20 protein-coding genes are annotated in these 18,302 nt (G+C 70.9%); 8 read left to right on the forward strand and 12 right to left on the reverse strand.

Annotated elements, in window-relative coordinates:
* Nucleotides 1–28: 28 nt before the first annotated feature.
* From serS to GL325_RS12035, 4 genes are all read left to right on the forward strand, one after another.
* Nucleotides 29–1,306: a serine--tRNA ligase gene (serS, locus tag GL325_RS12020; RefSeq protein ID WP_187411649.1), complete on the forward strand. Its 1,278-nt coding sequence runs from the start codon at nt 29–31 to the stop codon at nt 1,304–1,306.
* 3 nt (nt 1,307–1,309) lie between these two features.
* Complete coding sequence (locus GL325_RS12025) at nt 1,310–2,095, forward strand: HAD family hydrolase (RefSeq protein WP_154597218.1); 786 nt, start codon at nt 1,310–1,312, stop codon at nt 2,093–2,095.
* A gap of 133 nt (nt 2,096–2,228) precedes the next feature.
* Nucleotides 2,229–4,199, forward strand: coding sequence for an acetate--CoA ligase (gene acs, locus GL325_RS12030; protein WP_187411650.1), 1,971 nt, complete (start codon nt 2,229–2,231; stop codon nt 4,197–4,199).
* Between the two features lie 74 nt (nt 4,200–4,273).
* Entirely contained in the window at nt 4,274–4,702 is a 429-nt protein-coding gene (locus tag GL325_RS12035; RefSeq protein ID WP_154597216.1) for a phage holin family protein, read from the forward strand.
* On the opposite strand, the gene GL325_RS12040 is transcribed toward GL325_RS12035, so the two are convergent.
* From GL325_RS12040 to nth, 4 genes are read right to left on the reverse strand one after another with little or no spacing between them, the layout of a single operon-like run.
* The gene (locus GL325_RS12040; RefSeq protein ID WP_187769715.1) at nt 4,680–5,495 is read right to left on the reverse strand and encodes a hypothetical protein; all 816 of its coding nucleotides are present in this window, start codon (nt 5,493–5,495) and stop codon (nt 4,680–4,682) included. The genes GL325_RS12035 and GL325_RS12040 overlap by 23 nt on opposite strands.
* Nucleotides 5,495–6,661: a MarP family serine protease gene (locus GL325_RS12045; protein WP_187769716.1), complete on the reverse strand. Its 1,167-nt coding sequence runs from the start codon at nt 6,659–6,661 to the stop codon at nt 5,495–5,497. Before GL325_RS12045 ends, GL325_RS12040 begins: the two co-directional genes overlap by 1 nt.
* A 1-nt stretch (nt 6,662) precedes the next feature.
* On the reverse strand, nt 6,663–7,310 hold the full coding sequence (locus GL325_RS12050) for a CoA pyrophosphatase (protein ID WP_154597213.1): 648 nt from the start codon (nt 7,308–7,310) through the stop codon (nt 6,663–6,665).
* Nucleotides 7,307–8,038 carry an endonuclease III gene (nth, locus tag GL325_RS12055; RefSeq protein WP_255956183.1) on the reverse strand — a complete coding sequence of 244 codons (732 nt, stop codon included), beginning with the start codon at nt 8,036–8,038 and terminating at the stop codon, nt 7,307–7,309. The genes GL325_RS12050 and nth overlap by 4 nt, the downstream gene beginning before the upstream one ends.
* 63 nt (nt 8,039–8,101) lie before the next feature.
* Here nth and GL325_RS12060 point away from each other — a divergent pair, with 63 nt between their 5' ends.
* Complete coding sequence (locus GL325_RS12060; RefSeq protein WP_154597211.1) at nt 8,102–8,797, forward strand: Crp/Fnr family transcriptional regulator; 696 nt, start codon at nt 8,102–8,104, stop codon at nt 8,795–8,797.
* A gap of 97 nt (nt 8,798–8,894) precedes the next feature.
* Here GL325_RS12060 and GL325_RS12065 read toward each other — a convergent pair whose 3' ends face one another.
* The 4 genes from GL325_RS12065 to GL325_RS12080 are packed head-to-tail and all read right to left on the reverse strand — an operon-like array spanning nt 8,895 to nt 11,083.
* On the reverse strand, nt 8,895–9,656 hold the full coding sequence (locus GL325_RS12065) for an MBL fold metallo-hydrolase (RefSeq protein ID WP_255956185.1): 762 nt from the start codon (nt 9,654–9,656) through the stop codon (nt 8,895–8,897).
* Nucleotides 9,653–10,465, reverse strand: coding sequence for an NUDIX hydrolase (locus tag GL325_RS12070; protein ID WP_222865810.1), 813 nt, complete (start codon nt 10,463–10,465; stop codon nt 9,653–9,655). Before GL325_RS12070 ends, GL325_RS12065 begins: the two co-directional genes overlap by 4 nt.
* Before the next feature lies 1 nt (nt 10,466).
* Nucleotides 10,467–10,925 (reverse strand): RidA family protein, encoded by a 459-nt coding sequence (locus tag GL325_RS12075; protein ID WP_154597210.1) that lies wholly within the window; start codon nt 10,923–10,925, stop codon nt 10,467–10,469.
* A gap of 2 nt (nt 10,926–10,927) precedes the next feature.
* Nucleotides 10,928–11,083: a DUF4177 domain-containing protein gene (locus GL325_RS12080; protein ID WP_153302903.1), complete on the reverse strand. Its 156-nt coding sequence runs from the start codon at nt 11,081–11,083 to the stop codon at nt 10,928–10,930.
* A gap of 75 nt (nt 11,084–11,158) precedes the next feature.
* Between GL325_RS12080 and GL325_RS12085 the strand changes: the two genes are divergently transcribed.
* Together GL325_RS12085 and GL325_RS12090 are read left to right on the forward strand one after the other, a co-directional pair.
* Nucleotides 11,159–12,139: an ArsA-related P-loop ATPase gene (locus tag GL325_RS12085; protein WP_255467114.1), complete on the forward strand. Its 981-nt coding sequence runs from the start codon at nt 11,159–11,161 to the stop codon at nt 12,137–12,139.
* Nucleotides 12,136–13,335: an ArsA-related P-loop ATPase gene (locus GL325_RS12090; protein WP_187769718.1), complete on the forward strand. Its 1,200-nt coding sequence runs from the start codon at nt 12,136–12,138 to the stop codon at nt 13,333–13,335. Before GL325_RS12085 ends, GL325_RS12090 begins: the two co-directional genes overlap by 4 nt.
* 11 nt (nt 13,336–13,346) lie before the next feature.
* On the opposite strand, the gene GL325_RS12095 is transcribed toward GL325_RS12090, so the two are convergent.
* Nucleotides 13,347–13,604 carry a WhiB family transcriptional regulator gene (locus GL325_RS12095; protein WP_154597207.1) on the reverse strand — a complete coding sequence of 86 codons (258 nt, stop codon included), beginning with the start codon at nt 13,602–13,604 and terminating at the stop codon, nt 13,347–13,349.
* A gap of 241 nt (nt 13,605–13,845) precedes the next feature.
* Between GL325_RS12095 and GL325_RS12100 the strand changes: the two genes are divergently transcribed.
* The gene (locus GL325_RS12100) at nt 13,846–16,047 is read left to right on the forward strand and encodes a transglycosylase domain-containing protein (RefSeq protein ID WP_187769719.1); all 2,202 of its coding nucleotides are present in this window, start codon (nt 13,846–13,848) and stop codon (nt 16,045–16,047) included.
* Between the two features lie 68 nt (nt 16,048–16,115).
* Here the strand turns inward: GL325_RS12100 and GL325_RS12105 are convergent, their stop codons facing one another.
* From GL325_RS12105 to GL325_RS12115, 3 genes are read right to left on the reverse strand one after another with little or no spacing between them, the layout of a single operon-like run.
* Nucleotides 16,116–16,577 (reverse strand): GatB/YqeY domain-containing protein, encoded by a 462-nt coding sequence (locus GL325_RS12105; protein WP_187769720.1) that lies wholly within the window; start codon nt 16,575–16,577, stop codon nt 16,116–16,118.
* 35 nt (nt 16,578–16,612) lie between these two features.
* Nucleotides 16,613–17,356: a hypothetical protein gene (locus tag GL325_RS12110; protein WP_187769721.1), complete on the reverse strand. Its 744-nt coding sequence runs from the start codon at nt 17,354–17,356 to the stop codon at nt 16,613–16,615.
* A complete protein-coding gene (locus GL325_RS12115; RefSeq protein ID WP_187769722.1) occupies nt 17,353–18,291 on the reverse strand; it encodes an ABC transporter ATP-binding protein in 939 nt (312 codons plus the stop codon). The genes GL325_RS12110 and GL325_RS12115 overlap by 4 nt, the downstream gene beginning before the upstream one ends.
* Nucleotides 18,292–18,302: the final 11 nt, after the last annotated feature.

Genomic DNA, 18,302 nt, shown 5'->3' on the forward strand with positions numbered 1-18,302 from the left:
GCCGGTCGCGCCTCGCTAGGCTGGCGGGGTGATCGATCCCCGACTGTTGCGTGACGAAGCCGACCTGCTGCGAGCCGCCCAGGAGCGTCGCGGCGAGTCGTCCCAGCTCGTCGACGACCTGATCGCGGCCGACGAGGCCCGTCGCGCCGCCATCGTGGCCTTCGAGGCGGTCCGCTCCGAGCAGAAGCAGCTCGGCAAGCAGATCCCGAAGGCCCAAGGTGAGGAGAAGCAGGCTCTGCTGGCCCGCACCAAGGAGCTCAGCGTCGAGGTCAAGGCCGCGGAAGCCGCCCAGGCCGAGACCGCCCGGGCGTTCGAGGACCTGTTGAAGACGCTTCCCAACCCCACCGTGGACGCGCCGCCCGGCGGCGAGGACGACTTCGTCGTGCTGGAGGAGATCGGCACGCCCCGCGACTTCGCCGCCGAGGGCTTCGAGCCGCGCGACCACCTCGAGCTGGGCGAGATGCTCGGTGCGATCGACGTCGAGCGCGGCGCCAAGGTCAGCGGCTCGCGGTTCTACTACCTGACCGGCGTCGGCGCGCAGCTGGAGCTGGCGCTCGTGCAGCTGGCGATGAAGACCGCCGCCGACTGGGGCTTCACGCCGATGATCCCGCCCGCGCTGGTCAAGCCGCAGGCGATGGAGGGCACCGGGTTCCTGGGCCAGGCGGCCGACGACGTCTACCACCTGGAGAAGGACGACCTGTACCTCGTGGGCACCTCCGAGGTGCCGCTCGCGGCCTATCACGGTGGCGAGATCCTCCCCACCGAGTCGCTGCCGCGTCGCTACGCCGCCTTCAGCCCGTGCTTCCGGCGCGAGGCCGGCTCGTACGGCAAGGACACGCGGGGCATCTTCCGCGTGCACTGGTTCGACAAGGTCGAGATGTTCGTCTACACCACGCTCGAGGAGGCGGCCGCCGAGCACGAGCGGCTGCTGGGCTGGGAGAAGGCGTGGCTGGAGAAGCTCGAGCTGCCCTTCCGGGTCATCGACGTGGCGGCGGGCGACCTCGGGCTGTCGGCCGTCCGCAAGTTCGACTGCGAGGCGTGGATCCCGACCCAGGCGAAGTACCGCGAGCTCTCGTCGGCCTCGAACTGCACCGAGTTCCAGGCCCGCCGGCTGGACACCCGCACGCGCGCGACCGGCGAGGACGGCACGTCGCACGTGGCGACGCTGAACGGCACGCTGTGCGCCATGACCCGCACGATCGTCGCCCTGCTCGAGAACGGCCAGCAGGCCGACGGCTCGGTCCGCCTGCCGGCGGCGCTGCACCCGTACCTGGGCGAGGTCCTGCGCCCGGTCGGGGACCGCTGAGCCATGGCGTGGCGTCCCCGGCTCGTCGCACTCGACGTCGACGGCACCATCGTCGACCATGACAACCAGTTGAGCCCTGCGGTCAAGGACGCGATCCTGGCCCTGCGCGAGCAGGGGATCCCCGTGGTCATCGCCACCGGCCGTGCGGTGCCGGGCGTCTACGACGTGCTCGACAAGCTGGGCTTCCGCGAGGGTCTCGGCGTGGCCAGCAACGGCTCGGTGGTGTTCGAGGTCGACCCGTTCGAGGTCGTCCACACCACGACCTTCGACGCCCGTGAGGCCGTGCGCCGCGTCCTGGAGCGCGTGCCCGAGGCGCTCGTGGCGGTCGAGGAGGTCGGCGTGGGGTACCGCGTGAACCGCGCCTTCCCGCACGGAGAGATCAGCGGCGACATCATCCTCGACGAGGTCGAGCGCATGGTGTCCCAGCCGGTGACCCGCGTCGTCGTGCGCGCCCCCGACCACGACCGCGACAAGTTCTCCTCGCTCGTGGAGGACCTCGGCCTCGAGGGCACGAACTACTACATCGGCTACACGGCGTGGCTCGACCTGGCGCCAGAGGGCGTCTCGAAGGCCTCCGGGCTGGACGTCGTGTGCCACCGCATGGGGCTGACCGCCGCCGACGTGCTCGCCGTCGGCGACGGGAACAACGACCTCGAGATGCTCCAGTGGGCCGGCCGTGGCGTCGCCATGGGTCAGGCCCCCGACGAGCTCAAGGCGGCCGCCGACGACGTCACGGGCGCCGTCGAGGAGGACGGCCTCGCGGCCGAGCTCCGTCGCTGGCTGGACTGAGCCGGCACCGTTCACCGCAGCGCAGGAGCCGCTCAGCGGTGTGTGCTGGCGCACACCGGTGGGGATGGGGCACGGTGGAGTCGTCCACAATGGTGACCCGCGACACACCGCATCCCGCCCAGGAGGCCCACCCGTGACTCAGACCGGCATCGACAACCTCGCCACCGAGGACCGCATCTTCGAGCCGCCGGCGGAACTGGCCGCGAACGCCAACGTCAAGGCCGACGCCTACGACCGCGCCGCGGCGGACCGCCTCGGCTTCTGGGGTGAGCAGGCCGGCCGGCTGACCTGGGACACTCCGTTCACCGACGTCCTGGACTGGTCGAACCCGCCGTTCGCGAAGTGGTTCGTCGGCGGCAAGCTCAACGTCGCGTACAACTGCGTCGACCGGCACGTCGAGAACGGACTGGGCGACAAGGTCGCGATCCACTTCGTCGGCGAGCCCGGCGACACGCGCGACATCACCTACGCCCAGCTCAAGGACGAGGTCTGCAAGGCCGCCAACGCGATGGAGGAGCTCGGCATCGAGGCCGGCGACCGCGTGGCGATCTACCTGCCGATGATCCCCGAGGCCGTCGTCGCGATGCTGGCGTGCGCCCGCCTCGGCGCCCCGCACACCGTCGTGTTCGGCGGCTTCAGCTCCGACGCCCTGGCCAGCCGGGTCGAGGACTGCGAGGCGAAGCTGGTCGTCACCGCCGACGGCGGCTACCGTCGCGGCGCCCCGTCGGCGCTCAAGCCGGCGGTGGACGAGGCGATCGCGAAGCTCGGCGACGCCAGCCCGGTCGAGAACGTGCTGGTCGTGCGCCGCACCGGTGAGGACGTCGCCTTCGACGAGAACATCGACGTCTGGTGGCACGAGGTGGTCGACGAGTCCTCGACCGAGCACGAGCCGCAGGCCTTCGACGCCGAGCACCCGCTGTACGTCATGTACACCTCCGGCACGACCGGCAAGCCGAAGGGCATCCTGCACACCAGCGGCGGTTACCTGACCCAGTGCGCGTACACCTTCGACGCGGTGTTCGACCACAAGCGGGACACCGACGTCTTCTGGTGCACCGCCGACGTCGGCTGGGTCACCGGACACTCCTACATCGCCTACGGGCCGACGGCGAACGCGGCGACGCAGGTCCTCTACGAGGGCACGCCCGACACCCCGCACAAGGGCCGCTGGTGGGAGATCATCCAGGAGAAGGGCGTGACGCTCTTCTACACCGCCCCCACCGCGATCCGCACCTTCATGAAGTGGGGCGACGACATCCCCGCGCAGTACGACCTCTCGACGCTGCGCATCCTCGGCTCGGTCGGTGAGTCCATCAACCCCGAGGCGTACGTCTGGTACCGCACGAACATCGGCGGCGACCGCACGCCCGTCGTGGACACGTGGTGGCAGACCGAGACCGGTGCGCACATGCTCAGCCCGCTGCCGGGCGTCACCGCCGCCAAGCCGGGCTCGGCGATGGGCCCGCTGCCGGGCATCAGCGCCGAGGTCGTCGACGACGCGGGCAACCCCGTCGGCAACGGCGAGGGCGGCTACCTCGTGCTCACCGAGCCGTGGCCGGCCATGCTCCGCACGATCTGGGGCGACGACCAGCGCTTCAAGGACACCTACTGGGCGCGCTTCCCGAACATGTACTTCGCCGGTGACGGCGCCAAGAAGGACCAGGACGGCGCCATCTGGTTGCTGGGCCGCGTCGACGACGTCATGAACATCTCGGGCCACCGCCTGTCGACCACCGAGATCGAGTCGGCGCTCGTCTCGCACCCCACCGTCGCCGAGGCCGCGGTCGTGGGCGCCACCGACGACACGACGGGACAGGCCGTCGTGGCCTTCGTCATCCTGCGCGAGTCCGCAGCGGAGTCCACCGATGAGCACATCGCCGCGCTGCGCGACCACGTCGCCAAGGAGATCGGGCCGATCGCCAAGCCGCGCCAGATCATCGTCGTCCCCGAGCTGCCCAAGACGCGCTCGGGCAAGATCATGCGGCGGCTGCTGCGTGACGTCGCCGAGAACCGCGAGGTCGGCGACGCGACCACCCTGGCGGACTCGTCCGTCATGGAGCTGATCACCGCCGGACTGAAGAAGCCCGCGGCCGACCAGGAATGACCCCAGCGGGACCCCCGCGCCCGCCGGGGTGGCCACGAAGGGCTGCCCCGGCGGGATTTGGGTACGCTCACACCATGACGAAGCCCACGGACGACCCCACGATCGGACGACTCGTCGCAGATGTGACCCGCGACCTGTCGTCGATCGTCCAGCACGAGATCGCCTTGGTGAAGTCCGAGCTGCGCGTCAGCGTGAAGGCCGGCGGCATCGGCGCAGCGCTCGTCGCGGCCGCCGCATTCCTGCTGCTGCTCGTGCTGATCCTCGGCTCCGTCACCATCGCCTACTTCCTGACGATGACCGGTCTCCACGCGGCGTGGGCGTTCCTCATCGTCACGGTGTTCTACCTGCTCGTGGCTGTGGTCCTCCTGCTCGTGGCGTGGTCGCGGTTCAAGAAGATCCGGGTGCCCGAGAAGTCCATCGGCACGGCGCGTCAGCTGCCGTCGGCGCTCAAGCCCGGCAACCACGCGGCGGGGAACCGCGTCAAGACCGCCGCGCGCGGCTGACCAGTCCCACCACGACCAGAGCGGCGCCACCCAGCGCCACCCAGATCAACGTCACGTCCAGCGACGCGACGACGTGGTCGGTCAGCTCGTCGCGCAGATGGCGACCCGCCTCGGTGGTGGCGGCGGCCTGCTCGTCGACGAGGCGGGGCAGGGCGAGCCGGCCCAGGACCCACCACGCGGCGGCCGCCAGCACGGCACCGAGGCCCAGGGCGGCCAGTGTGGTGCCCCGTCGCCGCGACACCACGAGCGCCAGCAGGGCGGCGATCACCGCGGTCCCGACCGCGACGGTCGTCGTCGCCCTGGCGCGCGACGTCGCAGCCACGAAGTCGGCCGGGTCCTTCTCGCTCATGGTGACCAGTAGCTCACCGGGCGGCGGCAGGTCGACGGGCAGCTTCGCCGAGACCTCGCCGAGGGCGACCTCCACCAAGGGGGAGACGTCGGCCCGGACGTTCTTCGGGGTCGGCTCGGCGTAGAGCCGCTGGTGCGTGTCGCGTGCCACCTCGGCCCACGCCTTGTCCCAGTCCGGGGAGTCCGTCAGGCGCAGCACCCCGTCGCGGACGACGTCCGCGATCCGGTCGTGCAGGACGCCGGTCAACCCGGTCCGGTCCGCGAACGCCTCGCCGGCAGTGTCGGCGGCCGCCCGCTGGACCTGCCGGTCGTCGCCGACCTGCGAGACCAGGTCGACGAAGCCGCTCTCGCTCTGGATGTGCGTGGCCGTCCAGCCCGCGCCGATGCCGACGAAGGTGGCCGCCGTGGCCACGCACCACAGCAGGGCGGTCGCGACGGTGCGCATCAGGCGCACTGGCCCGTCGACACCGTGGCCTCGGCCCGCGCCGCGGCCCGCGCGATCGGGATCGTCTCGGCCGCGGTCACCGCGTAACCGGTCTCCGGGTCGGAGATGGACGCCGCGAAGATCACTCCGATCACCTCGCCCTTCGTCGAGATCAGTGGCCCGCCGGAGTTGCCCGACCGGACGAGCGAGCGGATGGAGAAGACGTCACGCGACACGCGGCCGTTCCCGTAGATGTCGGGACCCTTCAGGTCCAGTCGGCCACGGATTCGCGCGGAGCGCGCGTCGAACGGACCGTTCTCGGGGAATCCGAGGACGGCGGCGGGGTCACCCTGCTGGGCGCCGGTCTCGAAGCGGAGGGGCTTCGCGTCCAGTCCGGGGACGTCGACGACGGCGAGGTCGAGATCGGGATCGAACCACACCGGCCGTGCGTCGTACCGGCGGTTGCCCACCGTGACGGTGGGCTCGTCCACCCCGGCCAGGACGTGCGCGTTGGTCATGATCCGGTCACGGGCGATGACGAAGCCCGAGCCCTCGATGGTGCGGTTGCACTCCGCCTCACCGAGCACGCGCACCACGCTGGCCCGGGCGGCACGGACCGACTTCAGCGCCAGCGTCTTGTCGTCCGGCGGCTCGGTGGCGGGGATGATCTCGGTCTCGAACGGGTCGAGGTACCGGGGGAAGACGTCGCCGGTGAGCGTGTCGGTGAAGGCCTGGAGGGCCTCGCCGGCGCGCTGCGGCATGAGCTGGTCGACGCGCTGCAGGACCGTCGAGTCGCGAACCGCCGCGCTGACGTACGGCAGCGTCGACGCGCTCACCGCGTAGCCCAGCGCCCAGGACGCGGCCATCACGACACTGGTGCCGAAGGCGGCTCCGAGCACGGCGTCGATCGCGCGCCCCGGGCCTCGGCGGATGCGCAGCGAGCGGCCGATCATGCTGCCGGTGAAGTTGCCCACGGCGGCGACGACGAACACGAACACGATCGACATGACCGCCGACAGGGCGTCACCGGACCCCTGGGTGAAGAACCGCGGCGCCAGGGCGATGCCGAGCAGGAAGCCGAGCAGCAGACCACCGCCGGAGAAGACGTTCGAGACGAACCCGTGGACCCAGCCGGCGTAGGCGTAGACCACGAACGTCGTGATCAGGACGAGATCGAGCCAGTTCATGTCACTCCGGCAGTGGTCGGGTTCGGGTGGCGTCCCACGGGCGTTCCCACCCCAGGCGCTCGAAGAGTCGGGAGATGATGCCGGCGGTGAAGCCCCACAACGGGGTCTCCGCGCCGATGTCGAAGGCGGGTCCGGTCCACCCGGAGGGGTGGACGACGCTGAACCGGCGCTCCGGGTCCAGCAGCAGGTCCAGCGAGGTCGGCAGGACCTGCTCGACCTCGTCGGGGCTGTGGGCGGTCAGCGGGTGCGGGTTCGTCCAGTAGCCCAGGACGGGCGTGACCGCGTGGTTGCTCGGCGGCAGCCACAGTGTGGGCAGCGTGCCGAAGACGACGACCTCGCTCGGGTCCAGTCCGACCTCCTCCTCGGCCTCGCGCAGCGCGGTGTGCACGGGGTCGCGGTCGGTGTCGTCCTGCTTGCCGCCGGGGAACGAGATCTGGCCGGCGTGGTTGCGCAGCGTGGCCGCGCGCTCGGTCAGCAGCAGCTCGCGGCCTCGCTCGCCCTCGGAGAAGAGCATCAGGACCGCGGCGGGCCGGGCGTCGGCCGGCGGGTGGGGGAACCGGGGAGCGAGCTGCTCGGCCTCGACGGAGCCGAGCAGGTCGGCGAGCGGTCGCAGCCAGTCCGGCAGCGACGTGGGGGGAGTCTGGGTCATGCGGGTCCCTGGGTGGTGACCAGCGCCTCGGCGATCTCCGGGTCGGTGGGGCCGATGCCGTACGAGGGGCACCAGTGGGCGACGGGGCACGCGCCGCAGGCTGGCGTACGGGCATGGCAGCGGCGGCGGCCGTGCCAGATCACGCGCTGGCACAGCATCGTCCAGTCGCGCTTGGGGAAGAGCGCCGCCACGGCGTGCTCGGTCTTGACCGGATCCTTCGCGGTCGCCTCGTCGACCCACTCGAAGCGCCGGGCCAGCCGGGCGAAGTGGGTGTCGACGGTGATCCCGGGGATGCCGAACGCGTTGCCCAGGACGACGTTGGCGGTCTTGCGACCCACGCCCGGCAGGGAGACGAGGTCGGACAGGCGGGCCGGCACCTCGCCGTCGAACCGTTCGACCAGGGCCGAGGACAGTCCCATGATGCTCTCGGTCTTGGCGCGGAAGAACCCCGTGGGGCGGATGATCTCCTCGACCGCCGTGCGGTCGGCCCCGGCGAGTGCAGCGGCATCGGGATAGGCGGCGAAGAGCGCCGGGGTGATCGCGTTGACGCGCCGGTCGGTGGTCTGCGCGGAGAGCACCGTGGCCACCAGGAGCTGGAACGGATTGTCGAAATCGAGCTCGCAGTGGGCGTCGGGATAGGTCTCGGCGAGCACCCGGTCGATCTTGCGTGCACGCCGTACCAACGAGGTCGCCGGACGGGGGGTCGCGGGGCTCGGATCGGCGGGCACGCTAACACCGTATCCGGACACGGCACACCCGCATGCAGACATCGTACGTGTGATCTGGGTTGCATGTGGGAAACTAGGAGAGTGACCGATGAAGTTCTGCGCCAAGCCCCTCTGTTCAACGGCCTCGACGACGACGCCTCCGGCGCCCTCGAGTCCTCCATGTCCGCGGTGTCACTGCGCCGCGGCGAGGTCCTGTTCGGCGAGGGCGACGAGGGCGATCAGCTCTACGTCGTCATCGAGGGCAAGGTCAAGCTGGGCCGCCGTTCGGTCGACGGCCGCGAGAACCTGATCGCGATCCTCGGCCCCGGACAGATGTTCGGCGAGCTGTCGTTCTTCGATCCCGGCCCCCGCTCCGCGACGGCCACGGCCGTCACCGACGTCGAGCTGCGCAGCCTCGGTCACAGCGCGCTCAACCCGGTCCTGCAGTCGCACCCCGACGTGGCGTACGCGCTGCTGAACCAGCTGGCCGGCCGCCTGCGCCGCACCAACGAGGTCGTCGGCGACCTGGTCTTCTCCGACGTGCCCGGTCGCGTGTCCAAGGCGCTGCTCGACCTGGCCGCGCGCTTCGGACGCGAGGCCGACGACGGCATCCACGTCAACCACGACCTCACGCAGGAGGAGCTGGCGCAGCTCGTCGGCGCCTCGCGCGAGACGGTCAACAAGGCGCTGGCCGACTTCGCCTCCCGCGGCTGGCTGCGGCTCGAGCCCCGCTCGGTCATCATCCTCGACCTCGAGCGTCTCAAGCGCCGTTCGCGCTGACCCTCGTCGGTTTACCACGGTCCCGTGGTAGTTCACCGCCTCCCCAAGGAAGTTTCCTTGGGGAGGCGCGTGTTTACCACGGTCCCGTGGTAAACCGTCACCCCCGCAGGTACTCCAGCTGGGCGCGCACGGACAGCTCGGCCGCGTCCCACAGGACCGGGTCGACGTCGGCGTAGACCTTCTCGACCACCTCACGTGCGCTGACGGCGCCGGCGGCCATGGCGGACCGCACCTGCTCGAGGCGCTCCTCGCGGTGGGCGAGGTAGAAGTCCAGGACGGCGCCGGGGTCGTCGATCACGGGTCCGTGACCCGGCAGGATCGTCTCGACCTGCCCGTTCGTGACCAGCGCGCGGAACCGCCGCATCGAGTCCAGGTACGGGCCGAGGGCGCCGTCGGGATGGGCCACCACGGTCGTGCCCCGACCCAGGACCATGTCGCCGCTCAGCAACGCCCGGTCCTGCGGCAGCAGGAACGCGACCGAGTCCTTCGTGTGACCGGGCGCGGTCACCACCTCGATCGTGAGCCCGTCGACCTCGAGGGTCTCGCCGTCGCGCAGGGGATCGGCCGAGCGGGTGTAGTCGGGCGAGATCGCCCGGGTCGGCGCGCCGGTGGCCCGGACGATCGATTCGAGGGCGTCGGTGTGGTCCCAGTGGTGGTGGGTGAACAACACGAGCGCGACCTCGCCGGCCGCTTCGACGACGGCGTCGATGTGCTCGGCGATGTCGGGGCCGGGGTCGACCACGACGGACCGGTCGGCGCCCGGCTCGCGAAGGATCCAGGTGTTGGTGCCGTCGAGCGTCATGATCCCGGGGTTGTCGGCCAGGATGAACGACGCGCGGGGCGTCACCGAGGTGGTCACAGCTCTTCCTCACGATCGATGTCGAGCCACCACTGACCGTCCACCCGGACGAAGCGGGGCTCGATGGGCTTGATGGTCCGCTCGGCCGAGGCCGTCAGCACGTCGCCGGCTGCCAGGGGTGCCAGTTCGCGGCAGGTCACGGCGGTGGGCGGCATCATGGCCGCCCGGCCGGCATCGACCAGCGCGAGCACGTCCGCCAGGGGCGCCCACAACGACTTGTCCGCCTCGGTGCTGACCGTGCCGATCCGCTGACCCTCGGGCAGGGCGGCGACGAAGAAGCGGGTGTCGTAACGGCGCGGCTCGAGCGCCGGGGTGATCCAGTGCGCCCACGCGCCCAGCAGGTCGGCGCGCAGCACGAGCTTCTCGTCGGCGAGGAACTGCGCGAACGACATCTTCTTCGCCTCGAGCTCGTCGCGGGCCCCGGCCAGATCGGTGGTGTCCCCCACGATCGAGTGCTCGTCGGGGCCGGCCAGCAACACGCCGGTCTCCTCGAAGGTCTCGCGCACGGCGGCGACGACCAGACGCCGGGCCAGCTCCGGATCGCACGAGAACCGGACGGCCCACTCCTCGGGTTCCGGCCCGACCCACGTCATCGGCTCGCCGTCGTCGTCCTGCACGCCGCCACCGGGGAACACGTACATGCCCGCCGCGAACGCCATCGAGGCCTGGCGGCGCATGAGGAACGCCTCCAGTCCGGCCTCACCGTCGCGGACGACCGCGATCGTGGCGGCGTCCTTGGGCTGGACGGCGTCGGCCGGGTCGAAGGTCTCGAGCCGCTTCAGGGCCTTCGGCGGGACGGGCACCAGCACGTCAGGCCACCTCGACGATCGCATCCACCTCGACGGGCGAGTTCAACGGCAGGACGGCCACGCCGACCGCGCTGCGGGTGTGCGACCCGGCGGCGCCGAAGGCCGCCGCGAGCAGGTCGCTGGCGCCGTTGGCCACGCCGGGCTGCCCCGTGAAGTCGGGGGCGCTGGCCACGAACACGGTGACCTTGACGACGCGTACGACCGTGTCGAGGTCGGCGATCGAGTTGATGGCCGCGATGACGTTGAGGCCGCACAGGCGGGCGTACTCGTGGGCGTCCTCGGGCGACACCTCGGCGCCGACCTTGCCCACGGCCGGCAGGGCCCCGTCGACGAACGGCAGCTGGCCGGACGTGAAGACGTGCGACCCGCTGCGCAACGCGGGCACGTACGACGCCACGGGAGCGGCGACGTCGGGAACGGTCAGCCCCATCGATGCGAGGCGTTCGACGACGGCGCCCATGATCAGGCCACCGGCCGCTTGAAGTAGGCCACGAGGTTCTCCGGGTTCATGCCCGGGACGATCTGCACCAGCTCCCAGCCGTCGCGTCCGAAGTTGTCGAGGATCTGCTTGGTCGCATGGACGAGCACAGGTGCCGTCAGGTATTCCCACTTGGTCATGGCCCGACTGTATCGCCGGAACCACGACGGCTTCTCGACCGACGCGAGGGCCCGACCCTCGGTAGTCTCGACGGCGTGGCGAACTCGACCCCCTTGCACGTCGTGACCGGCAAGGGCGGCACCGGCAAGACGACCGTGGCCGCCGCCCTCGCGCTGTCCCTGGCCGACCAGGGCAAGAAGGTGCTGCTGTGCGAGGTGGAGGGTCGCCAGGGGATCGCCCAGCTCTTCGACGTGCCGCCGCTGCCCTACGAGGAGCGCCGCATCGCCACGAGCGATTCCGGCGGTCACGTCCACGCGCTCGCGATCGATCCCGAGGCTGCGCTGCTGGAGTACCTGCAGATGTACTACCGGCTCGGCCGGGCCGGGCGGGCGCTGGACAAGTTCGGCGTCATCGACTTCGCGACGACGATCGCGCCGGGTGTGCGCGACGTGCTGCTGACCGGAAAGGTCTACGAGGCCGCGCGGCGACGCACGAAGGACAAGTCCTCGGACTTCGTCTACGACGCCGTGGTCGTCGACGCGCCGCCCACGGGCCGGATCACCCGCTTCCTGGGCGTCAACGACGACGTCGCCGGGCTGGCCAAGGTCGGCCCGATCAAGACCCAGTCCGAATCGATCATGACGATGATGCGCAGCCCGCAGACGGCCGTGCACCTGGTCACGGTGCTGGAGGAGATGCCCGTGCAGGAGACCCTCGACGGCATCGCGGAGCTCACCCGGGCGGGGTTGCCGGTCGGCCACGTGGTCGTGAACCTGGTGCGCCCCTCGTTGCTCTCGCCCGACACGGTCGAGGCGCTCGAGGCCGGCCGCCTCGACGCCAAGGCCGTCGCTCCCGTGCTCGAGCGGGTCGGACTCCCGCGCCAGGCCGCGGCGACGCTCGTCGCCGACGGGTTCGGGCACGTCGAGCGGCAACGGCTGCAGAACGAGCAGCGGGCGATCATCGAGAGCTGCGGACGGCCGCACCTGAGCCTGCCGATGCTGACCGGCGGGATCGACCTGGGCGCCCTGCAGGATCTGGCCGACACGCTGGCTCCTCTGGTGGAGGACGCCCGATGAGCGGCCGCGCGACCACGACCCCTCGCGAGCGCCGTCCGCGCACCGAGCGTCGGATCTCCTCGGCCCACGAGCCGGTGCGTATCGACGTGGACGGGCTGATCGGCGACCCGCAGACCCGCATCGTGGTGTGCTGCGGCGCCGGTGGTGTCGGCAAGACCACGACGGCCGCCGCGCTGGCGCTGCGTGCCGCCGAGCAGGGACGCACGGTCTGCGTGCTGACGATCGACCCGGCACGGCGGCTGGCGCAGTCGCTGGGCCTGCTCGAGCTCGACAACACCCCGCGGCCGGTCGCCGGGATCGACACGTCGGCCGGCGGCTCGCTCGACGCGATGATGCTGGACATGAAGACGACCTTCGACGAGGTCGTCGAGGCGCACGCCTCGCCCGAGAAGGCCGCCGAGATCCTGAGCAACCCGTTCTACGTCGCCCTGTCCAGCTCGTTCGCGGGCACGCAGGAGTACATGGCGATGGAGAAGCTGGGCCAGCTGCACGGCGAGAACCGCTGGGACCTGATCGTCGTGGACACGCCGCCGTCGCGGTCGGCCCTGGACTTCCTCGACGCCCCGGAGCGGCTGTCGTCGTTGCTGGACGGACGGTTCATCCGATTGATGCTGGCGCCGGCCCGCGGTCCGGCGCGGATGCTGTCGGCGGGACTCGGCCTCGTCACGGGGGCGCTCAACAAGGTGCTCGGCGCGCAGGTGCTGACCGACATGCAGACGTTCATCGCGGCCTTCGACACGCTGTTCGGCGGATTCCGCCAGCGCGCCGAGGCGACGTTCTCGCTGCTGCAGGCCGAGGGGACGGCGTTCCTGGTCATCGCCGCGCCCGAGTCGGCGGCGATGCGCGAGGCGGCCTACTTCGTCGAGCGGCTCGCGGCCGACGACATGCCGCTGGCGGGCCTGGTGGTGAACCGGGTGCACGACGAGGCGGCCGCCGGTGTCAGCGCGGTGGACGCCGAGTCCGCGGCGCCACGGCTGGCCGGGGGGAAGGCGGCGGAGCGCCGGACGGCCGAGCTGCTCGACGTGCACGCCGAGCGGATGCGACTGGCCGAGCGCGAGAACCGACTGCGCGAGCGGTTCAGTGCCGCGCACGGGAACGTCGAGATCGTCCCGGTGCCGGCGTTGGACACGGACGTCCACGACGTGGCGGGACTACGGACGATCGGTCATCACCTCGGCACCCCGCAGGGCGACTGAGACGGAGAGGGTCAGTTGGCGGGGACGAGCACGTCGCGCCAGCGGCGGACGTTGGGCTTGCGACGCAGCAGCGCGCGGCGCTCCCGCTCGGTCATGCCGCCCCACACGCCCCACTCGATGCGGTTGTCGAGGGCTTCGGCCAGGCACTCGGCGCGGACCTCGCAGCCGTTGCAGACGACCTTGGCGCGATTCTGCTCGGCACCCTTGACGAAGAGATCGTCCGACTTGCCCAAGCAGGCGGCGTCCTGAGACCAGTTTTCGTTCCACATGCGCAGAGACCTTTCCCGAGATCCCCCCGGTCCCCGTGACCGGAAGGAGAATTTGTTTCTGCTGTGCCACCAGCGTAGGGATGATCGGCTGAAGTGGACAGATTCGTCCGGGTAGTTGGTACATAGTTCCAAAGAGTCACTCCGTGGTTCGTCCGAATCGTCCGGCGCCCGCGCCGGACCGGCGGCTCACGGCATCGCAACGGTCCGTGGTCACATTGCGAAACTCCCGTATCCTCATGCCATGGCGTGGCAGGACATGGGCGAATCGATCAAGAAGGTCGCCGAGAGCGAACCGAAGCCGACCTCTGTGTGGGGGGCGATCGGTTCGATCGCGTGGCTGTCCGTCCTGGCAGGCGTGATCATCGCCGTGATCTTCGTGCCCGGGACGGCCTTCGTGGCCTCCACGGGCAACAAGGCCACCAAGGACATCGTCGACCTGCCGCTCGCGCTGCAGGACCTGCCCAACCCGCAGACCACCCGCGTGCTGGCCTCGAACGGCCGTCGGATCGCGTACTTCTACCAGGAGAACCGCCAGGACGTCCCCCTCGAGAAGATCGCCCCCGTCATGCAGGAGGCGATCATCTCGATCGAGGACTACCGGTTCTACGAGCACGGTGCGCTGGACCTCAAGGGCACGTTGCGCGCCCTCATGAACAACGCCTCGGCCGGTGAGACGCAGGGCGGCTCCTCGATCACGCAGCAGCTGGTCAAGCTCACGCTCGTCCAGCAGGCCGCCACCAAGGAGCAGCGCGCCGCCGCCACCGAGGTGTCCACGGCCCGCAAGATCCGCGAGCTGAAGCTGGCGATCAACTATGAGAAGGAGTACTCGAAGGACGAGATCCTCGAGCACTACCTGAACATCGCCTACTTCGGCGACGGCGCCTACGGCGTCAACGCCGCGGCCTATCACTACTTCTCGGTCAGCCCTGACAAGCTGTCGACCTCGCAGGCCGCCACGCTGGCCGGCCTGGTCCAGAACCCCGAGCAGTACAACCCGCGCGTGTACCCCGAGCGCGCGCTGCAGCGCCGCAACACCGTGCTCGGTGTCATGGCCCGCCTCGGCAAGATCCCCACCGCCGAGGCCGAGAAGCTCAGCGCCACCACCATCGGCCTGAAGATCACGTCCTTCCCCAACGGCTGCGTCGACTCGGTCGCGTCCTTCTCGTGCGACTACATCCGCCGCTACCTGCTGCAGGAGCCGGCGTTGGGCGCGACGGTCAAGGAGCGTCAGACGATGCTCGAGCGCGGCGGCCTGACCATCAAGTCCAACATCGACCTGTCGATGCAGGAGTCGGTCAACCAGGCCGTCAAGAAGTACGTCGGCCCCACCGACAAGGCCATCGGCTCGCTCGCGCTGGTCGAGCCGGGCACCGGCAAGGTCCGGGCCCTGGGCCAGTCGCGCTCGATGGGCAAGAAGCAGGGCGAGACCTACATCAACTTCTCCGTGCCGCGGAAGTACGGCGACTCGGCCGGCTTCCAGGCCGGATCGACCTTCAAGATGTTCACGACCGCCGCGGCGCTCGAGGACGGCATCCCGCCGAGCAAGTCGTACAACTCGCCCCAGACGATGACGATCCCCACGGGGACCTACTTCGACTGTGACGGACGAGGCACGGGGCCCTGGGAGGTCAAGAACTCCACGGGCGCCGGCGGGTTCAACATGGTCAGCGGGCTGCGCACGTCCGTCAACACGTACTTCGCCCAGCTCGAGCGTGACGCGGGCCTGTGCAAGACGGTCAAGATGGCCAAGAAGATGGGCATCCCGATCGAGGAGCCCGACCCGAAGAAGGGCGACCCCGGCAGCTACGTCCCGTCGTTCACGCTCGGGCCGATCGACGTGAGCCCGCTGGACATGGCGGCCGCGTACGCCACGCCCGCCGCCGGCGGCGAGTACTGCGAGCCGGCCCCCGTCGCCGAGATCCTCGACCGCAACGGCAAGACGCTCAAGAAGTACAAGCCCGAGTGCAAGCGCGTCATGAGCAAGAAGAACGCCGCGACGATCAACGCGATCCTCGTGGGCCTGCAGCAGCCGGGCGGCTTCGGTTACAGCAACGGCACCGGCCTGAGCATCCCGTCGGCCGCCAAGACCGGTACGACCAACGACTCCAAGGCCGTCTGGTACGTCGGCTACACCCCCGAGATCTCGGCGGCGTCGATGATCGCCGGCATCACCAAGAACGGTCGACCGGCCGGTCTGGTCAACACGAGCCTGCGCGGCGTGCCGGTGTCGTTCAGCCAGGCGGGCGGCTCGTCGCTGGCGGGTCCGCAGTGGAAGGCGGCGATGGGCGAGATCGAGAAGAGCCTCACGCCGGCCAAGTTCGACTCGGCGAGCCTGCCCAGTGCGCAGAAGGCCGCGGCCAAGCCGGACGCCCGCGGCGGCGATCGGCCGGCCCGTGGTGGCGACCGAGGCCGGGGCCGCGGCGGCGACCGCGGCGACGACTGAGTCACGCGATGTGAACGGACGAGCGGGGCCCGTGGTCACCCACGGGCCCCGCTCGTTTCACGCTGCGCTCAGGCGCCGAGCTGGCGCCTGACCTCGGCCGCGACGGCGCCTCCGTCGGCGCGGCCCTTGGTCTTCGCCGTCACGGCGCCCATGACCTTGCCCATGGCCTTCATGCCTTCGCCCGCGGCGCCGGTCTGCTCGATGGTCTCGGCCACGATCGACGAGATCTCCTCGTCGCTCAGCGGCTCGGGCAGGTACTCGGCCAAGATGGCGGCCTCGGCCCGCTCCTTCTCGGCCAGCTCGGGGCGGTTGCCCTCGTCGAAGGCGGTGGCCGACTCGCGGCGCTTCTTGGCCTCCGAGGACAGGACGGTCAGGACGTCGTCGTCCGTCAGCTCGCGCGCCTCCTTGCCGGCGACCTCGGCGTTCGTGATCGCCGCCAGCGCCATCCGGATGACCGAGGTGCGCAGGGCGTCCCGGGCCTTCAGGGCGGTGTTGAGGTCGTCGCGGAGTCGATCCTTGAGAGCTGACATGGCTCCAGTCTCCCACCTGTCGGCGCGGGCCTCCCTCAGTGCCGCGGCTCCCAGCGGAAGAGCCGGCGGGTGAGGTCGACGCCCACCCAGGTCCACAACGCCAGGCCCGCGATGGCGAACCCGGGGTTGCCGGCCAGCTCCAGGTCGTACGCGGCCCGGACGAGGGTCACGAGCGCTCCGCCGGGCGTCAGGTCGAGGTAGGGGCTCTCCACCAACGGCCCGGCGACCAGCGATCCCAGCACGACGGTGATGTAGGGCATCGTCGAGATCTGGGCCGCGCTCGCGTTCGGCGTGATCGCTGCCGTGGCCGTGGCTGCGGTCAGGGTCGACGCCACCAGGCCGACGACGGCGGCCAGGAGCCACCAGGGCCGCGAGGGGGCCGGGATGTCGAGCGCGACCAGGACGCCCGCGACCACGGTCACCTGGGCCAGGAACAGCACCAGCGGCGCCGCCAACACGCCGGCGAGGATCGCACCGTCGCCCGTCTCGCCGGAGCGCAGCCGCTTGAGGAACAGGTCCTGGCGGCGGGTGACCAGCGTCGTCGTGGCCGTGAGGTAGATCGCGAACAGGGCGAAGAACGCCAGGACCATGCAGATCATCCCGACGGCGGCGTTCCGCGCCGTCTCGGCCTGTGCGATGACGAAGGCCGCGAACATCAGCGGGAACGCGGTCGCGCTGACCAGCGTGGCCTTGGACCGGGCGATCAGGCGCAGCTCCGTGCGGGCGATCACCCACGCCCGCGAGGCCGACGGTCGGGTGGTGGTGGTCGCGGTGCTCATGCGTTCTCCTCGATGCGGTCCTGGCTGATGCGGGTGAAGACCTCGGACAGGCTCGCCTCCTGGGCGTGCAGGCGGCCGAGGCGGTGGCCGTGCTGGTCGGCCCAGCCCAACAGGCGACCGAGGGCGGGCTGCAGGTCGGCGACCCCGAGCCGGACGAGGTCGCCCTGGACCTGCACGTCCTGCGGGTCGACGACGGTGCGCAGCTCACGCTCCAGGCGGGCCCCGTCCGCGACCGGCGCGCGGAACGAGATCTGCGCCGGCGCCGCCCCCACGATCTGCTCCAGGGTGCCCTCGCGGACGACGCGGCCACCGTGCATGATCGCGATGCGATCGGCCAGCGACTCGGCCTCCTCGAGGTAGTGCGTCGTCAGGACGACGGTGGTGCCGCCCGCCAGCAGGTCGCGCACGATGCCCCACGTGCGCTCACGCGACTCGGGGTCCAGGCCGGCGGTGGGCTCGTCGAGGAAGAGCACCTCGGGCCGGTTGAGCGTGGCGAGCGCCAGGTCGAGGCGACGGCGCTGGCCGCCGGACAGCTGGACGACCCGGGTGTCGGCGCGATCGGCCAGCTCGACGCGCTTGAGCACGTCGTCGACGGGGTCAGGGCGAGTCGTCAGCGCGGCCCACATCTCGAGCGTCTCGCGGACGGTCAGGTCGCCGGCGAACCCGGTCTCCTGGAGCATCATGCCGATGCGCGGCCGCAGGGCGGCCCGGTCGCGCTGCGGGTCGAGCCCGAGCACGCGCACCTGCCCGCCGTCGGCGCCGCGATGGCCCTCCAGGGTCTCCATGGTCGTGGTCTTGCCGGCGCCGTTCGTGCCCAGGAGGGCGAACAGCTCGCCGCGGTGGACCGTCAGGTCGAGGTCGCGCACGGCGACGAAGTCCCCGTAGGAGCACGACAGCCCGCGGGCCTCGATGACGGTGTCGTCGGTGATGTCCATGGCTCCACCTT

This window comes from Aeromicrobium sp. 636, assembly GCF_024433585.1.
Lineage (GTDB): Bacteria > Actinomycetota > Actinomycetes > Propionibacteriales > Nocardioidaceae > Aeromicrobium > Aeromicrobium senzhongii.

Bases quoted from the DNA above. Each gene is read 5' to 3' on its own strand.
- GL325_RS12025 (WP_154597218.1), top strand. From the start codon at position 1,310: ATGGCGTGGCGTCCCCGGCTCGTCGCACTCGACGTCGACGGCACCATC.
- GL325_RS12035 (WP_154597216.1), top strand. From the start codon at position 4,274: ATGACGAAGCCCACGGACGACCCCACGATCGGACGACTCGTCGCAGAT.
- GL325_RS12040 (WP_187769715.1), bottom strand. From the start codon at position 5,495: ATGCGCACCGTCGCGACCGCCCTGCTGTGGTGCGTGGCCACGGCGGCC.
- GL325_RS12045 (WP_187769716.1), bottom strand. From the start codon at position 6,661: ATGAACTGGCTCGATCTCGTCCTGATCACGACGTTCGTGGTCTACGCC.
- GL325_RS12050 (WP_154597213.1), bottom strand. From the start codon at position 7,310: ATGACCCAGACTCCCCCCACGTCGCTGCCGGACTGGCTGCGACCGCTC.
- GL325_RS12060 (WP_154597211.1), top strand. From the start codon at position 8,102: ATGTGGGAAACTAGGAGAGTGACCGATGAAGTTCTGCGCCAAGCCCCT.
- GL325_RS12075 (WP_154597210.1), bottom strand. From the start codon at position 10,925: ATGGGCGCCGTCGTCGAACGCCTCGCATCGATGGGGCTGACCGTTCCC.
- GL325_RS12080 (WP_153302903.1), bottom strand. From the start codon at position 11,083: ATGACCAAGTGGGAATACCTGACGGCACCTGTGCTCGTCCATGCGACC.
- GL325_RS12090 (WP_187769718.1), top strand. From the start codon at position 12,136: ATGAGCGGCCGCGCGACCACGACCCCTCGCGAGCGCCGTCCGCGCACC.
- GL325_RS12095 (WP_154597207.1), bottom strand. From the start codon at position 13,604: ATGTGGAACGAAAACTGGTCTCAGGACGCCGCCTGCTTGGGCAAGTCG.
- GL325_RS12100 (WP_187769719.1), top strand. From the start codon at position 13,846: ATGGCGTGGCAGGACATGGGCGAATCGATCAAGAAGGTCGCCGAGAGC.
- GL325_RS12105 (WP_187769720.1), bottom strand. From the start codon at position 16,577: ATGTCAGCTCTCAAGGATCGACTCCGCGACGACCTCAACACCGCCCTG.
- GL325_RS12110 (WP_187769721.1), bottom strand. From the start codon at position 17,356: ATGAGCACCGCGACCACCACCACCCGACCGTCGGCCTCGCGGGCGTGG.
- GL325_RS12115 (WP_187769722.1), bottom strand. From the start codon at position 18,291: ATGGACATCACCGACGACACCGTCATCGAGGCCCGCGGGCTGTCGTGC.